This is a genomic window from Microbacterium sp. MRS-1 (assembly GCF_000585455.1).
Taxonomy (GTDB): Bacteria; Actinomycetota; Actinomycetes; order Actinomycetales; family Microbacteriaceae; genus Microbacterium; species Microbacterium laevaniformans.
Genome location: NZ_JAUF01000036.1, coordinates 1 through 3,021 on the forward strand (window position 1 = coordinate 1; position 3,021 = coordinate 3,021).

A 3,021-nucleotide genomic window follows, 5' to 3' on the forward strand; every position below is an offset into this window, starting at 1 on the left:
ATCCTGCCCGGAGGTCTTCGCCTACCTCACCCGTTCACAACCTCCCGGGGAAGTACACCTAGCGGTCGCGGCTACGTCGCACGGGAGTCCTCTTCCCTCGGTTCCGTACTCAGTCCCGGTGCGATGAGCACCGGCCGGGCATACCGGAATGACCGGCGAGCTCTGCGGCGGCTGGATGGCGGAGACTGAATACGGAACGTCGCGTCCCAGGCTCAGACGGCAGCGGTGCGCAGCTCGCGCTCGCGCAGCGCCCGCTCGACGGATTCGACATCGCGGACCGCTCCACGATCGGCCGAGGTCGCCATCGCCGCGTAGGCCCGCAGCGCCAGCGACACGGGACGCTGCCGATCCTTCGGTGCGTAGCCGCCCGCGTCGAGCAGCCGGGCGCGACGGCGCTCCAACTCGTCATCGTCGACCCGCAGGCTCATCGAGCGTGAGGGGATGTCGATGTCGACGATGTCGCCGTCCTCGACGAGGGCGATGATGCCGCCGCTCGCCGCCTCCGGCGAGACGTGACCGATCGACAGGCCCGACGTGCCGCCCGAGAAGCGGCCATCGGTGACCAGCGCGCACACCTTGCCCAGGCCGCGGCCCTTGAGGAACGAGGTGGGGTGCAGCATCTCCTGCATGCCGGGTCCGCCCTTGGGACCCTCGTAGCGGATGACGACGACATCGCCGGGTTGCACCTTCTTGCCGAGGATCTTCGCCACCGCCTCCTCCTGCGACTCGCACACGACGGCGGGGCCCGAGAAGACGAGGATCGACGGGTCGACGCCGGCGGTCTTGACGACGGCGCCGTCGACGGCGAGGTTGCCCCGCAGCACCGCGAGACCGCCGTCGGCGGAATAGGCGTGTGCGGCGGAGCGGATGCAGCCGTTCTCGGCATCCTCATCCAGGCTCGCCCAGCGCTCGGACTGTGAGAACGCACTCGAGGAGCGCACCCCGCCGGGCGCCGCATGCCACAGGTCGTGGGCGGTCTCAGACGCCGTACCGCCGCGCACGTCCCACTCGGCAAGCCACGCCTCGAGCGAGGGCGAGTGGATCGACGACACGTCGGCGTTGAGCAGACCCGCGCGGTGCAGCTCGCCGAGGATCGTGGGGATGCCGCCCGCGCGGTGCACGTCCTCCATGTAGTACATGCGGCCGTAGGCCGGGTTGGGGGCGATCTTGGCGAGGCAGGGCACGCGACGCGAGATGGCGTCGATCTCATCGAGTCCGAAGTCGATGCCGGCCTCGTGCGCCGCGGCGAGCAGATGCAGGATCGTGTTGGTCGATCCGCCCATGGCGATGTCGAGCGCCATCGCGTTGGCGAAGGCGGCGGGGCTCGCGACCGCACGCGGGAGTACCGAGGCGTCGTCCTCGTCGTAGAACGCGCGCGTGATCTGCACCGCGACCTCGCCGGCCTTCTCGTAGAGGGCGCGACGGACCGTGTGCGTCGCGAGCACCGATCCGTTGCCGGGGAGGGCCAGGCCGAGGGCCTCGACCAGGCAGTTCATCGAGTTGGCCGTGAACATGCCCGAGCATGACCCGCAGGTGGGGCAGGCGTTCTCCTCGATGCGCTGGATGTCGGCATCCGAGACCGTGTCGTTCGCCGCCTCGGAGATCGCGTCGACGAGATCGAGGGTGCGCACCGTGCCGTCGACGAGGGTCGCCCGTCCCGACTCCATCGGGCCGCCCGAGACGAAGACGGTCGGGATGTTCAGGCGCAGCGCCGCCATCAGCATGCCGGGGGTGATCTTGTCGCAGTTGGAGATGCACACGAGCGCGTCGGCCTGGTGCGCGTTGACCATGTATTCGACGGAGTCGGCGATCAGGTCGCGTGAGGGCAGCGAGTACAGCATGCCGCCGTGGCCCATGGCGATGCCGTCGTCGACGGCGATCGTGTTGAACTCGCGCGGGATGCCGCCGGCCGCGGTGATGGCGTCGGAGACGATGCGACCCACCGGCTGCAGGTGCGTGTGGCCGGGCACGAACTCGGTGAAGCTGTTGGCGACGGCGATCATCGGCTTGCCGAAGTCGGCCGCATTGACGCCGGCGGCGCGGAACAGGGCACGGGCACCGGCGGCGTTGCGGCCGTGCGTGACGGTGCGGGAGCGCAGAGGGGTGGGCATGATTCCACTCTGGATGCCGTGGCGCACCTCCGGAAGTCTGCGTTGCTCCTAGTAGTGGCAGTACTAGGTTTATGGGGTGAGTGAGGATGGTGCGCGCGACGACGGCCGTCAGCAGCGGCAGGAGCTCGGTTCGTTTCTGCGTAGACAGCGCGAGCGCCTCGACCGCACCGCCTACGGACTGCCGCCGGCCGGCCGCGGTCGTGCCGTGGGCCTGCGGCGCGAGGAAGTCTCGTACCTGTCGGGTGTGAGCGTCACCTGGTACACCTGGCTCGAGCAGGGGCGCGACATCAACCCCTCGCGGCAGGTCTTGGATGCGGTCGCGACGACGCTGCGGCTGACCGACGCAGAGCACGACTATGTGCTGAGTCTCGTCGGTCTCGCACCGCGGCCGGCCACGCGGGCGGATGCCGTGGACATCGCCCCCGCTCAGGTACAGCGCTTCCTCGATGCGCTCGACGAGCATCCCGCCTACGCGCTCGCCCCGGATTGGGGGATCGCCGGATGGAACAAGGCGTACGAGCGGCTGTACCCCGGGGTCGCCACGACCGCGGGGGAGAACCGCAACCTGCTGTGGCTCGTCTTCATGTTTAGACGACGCTTCGGGTAGCGCGGATGTAGTGATCCGGTAGCACGGGCGCGGCGACCGGGTAGCCGCCCGCGCCCGCGCGCCCGGGGTCAGTCGCTCGTGTCGGTGTGGGTGTGGCGGCGCATGTTCGGCCCGTCGAGTTGGACGAGCTCGGCGTTGGAGACGATGCGGTTCAGGATGGACTCCGCGATGACCGCGTCGTGCAGCGACCGATACCAGTCCTCGGGGTCGAACTGGCTGGTCACGACCGTCGATCCTCTTCCTTCGCGGGCGGCGAGGATGTTCAGCAGCTCGGCGGCGGTCTCCCCGGTGATCGGGGTGGTG

At 69.5% G+C, this 3,021-nt stretch carries 2 protein-coding genes and 1 pseudogene; 1 reads left to right on the forward strand and 2 read right to left on the reverse strand.

Annotated elements, in window-relative coordinates; translation table 11 throughout:
• Nucleotides 1–212: 212 nt before the first annotated feature.
• Nucleotides 213–2,111 carry a dihydroxy-acid dehydratase gene (gene ilvD / locus AS96_RS08110; protein WP_036288106.1) on the reverse strand — a complete coding sequence of 633 codons (1,899 nt, stop codon included), beginning with the start codon at nucleotides 2,109–2,111 and terminating at the stop codon, nucleotides 213–215.
• 76 nt (nucleotides 2,112–2,187) lie between these two features.
• Here ilvD and AS96_RS08115 point away from each other — a divergent pair.
• Nucleotides 2,188–2,694, forward strand: a pseudogene (locus tag AS96_RS08115) (helix-turn-helix domain-containing protein); the annotation flags it as partial.
• Nucleotides 2,695–2,786: 92 nt separating this feature from the next.
• Here the strand turns inward: AS96_RS08115 and AS96_RS08120 are convergent.
• The coding region (locus tag AS96_RS08120; RefSeq protein WP_036288103.1) for an ATP-binding protein at nucleotides 2,787–3,021 on the reverse strand (235 nt) is incomplete at its 5' end.

Bases quoted from the DNA above. Each gene is read 5' to 3' on its own strand.
- ilvD (WP_036288106.1), bottom strand. From the start codon at position 2,111: ATGCCCACCCCTCTGCGCTCCCGCACCGTCACGCACGGCCGCAACGCC.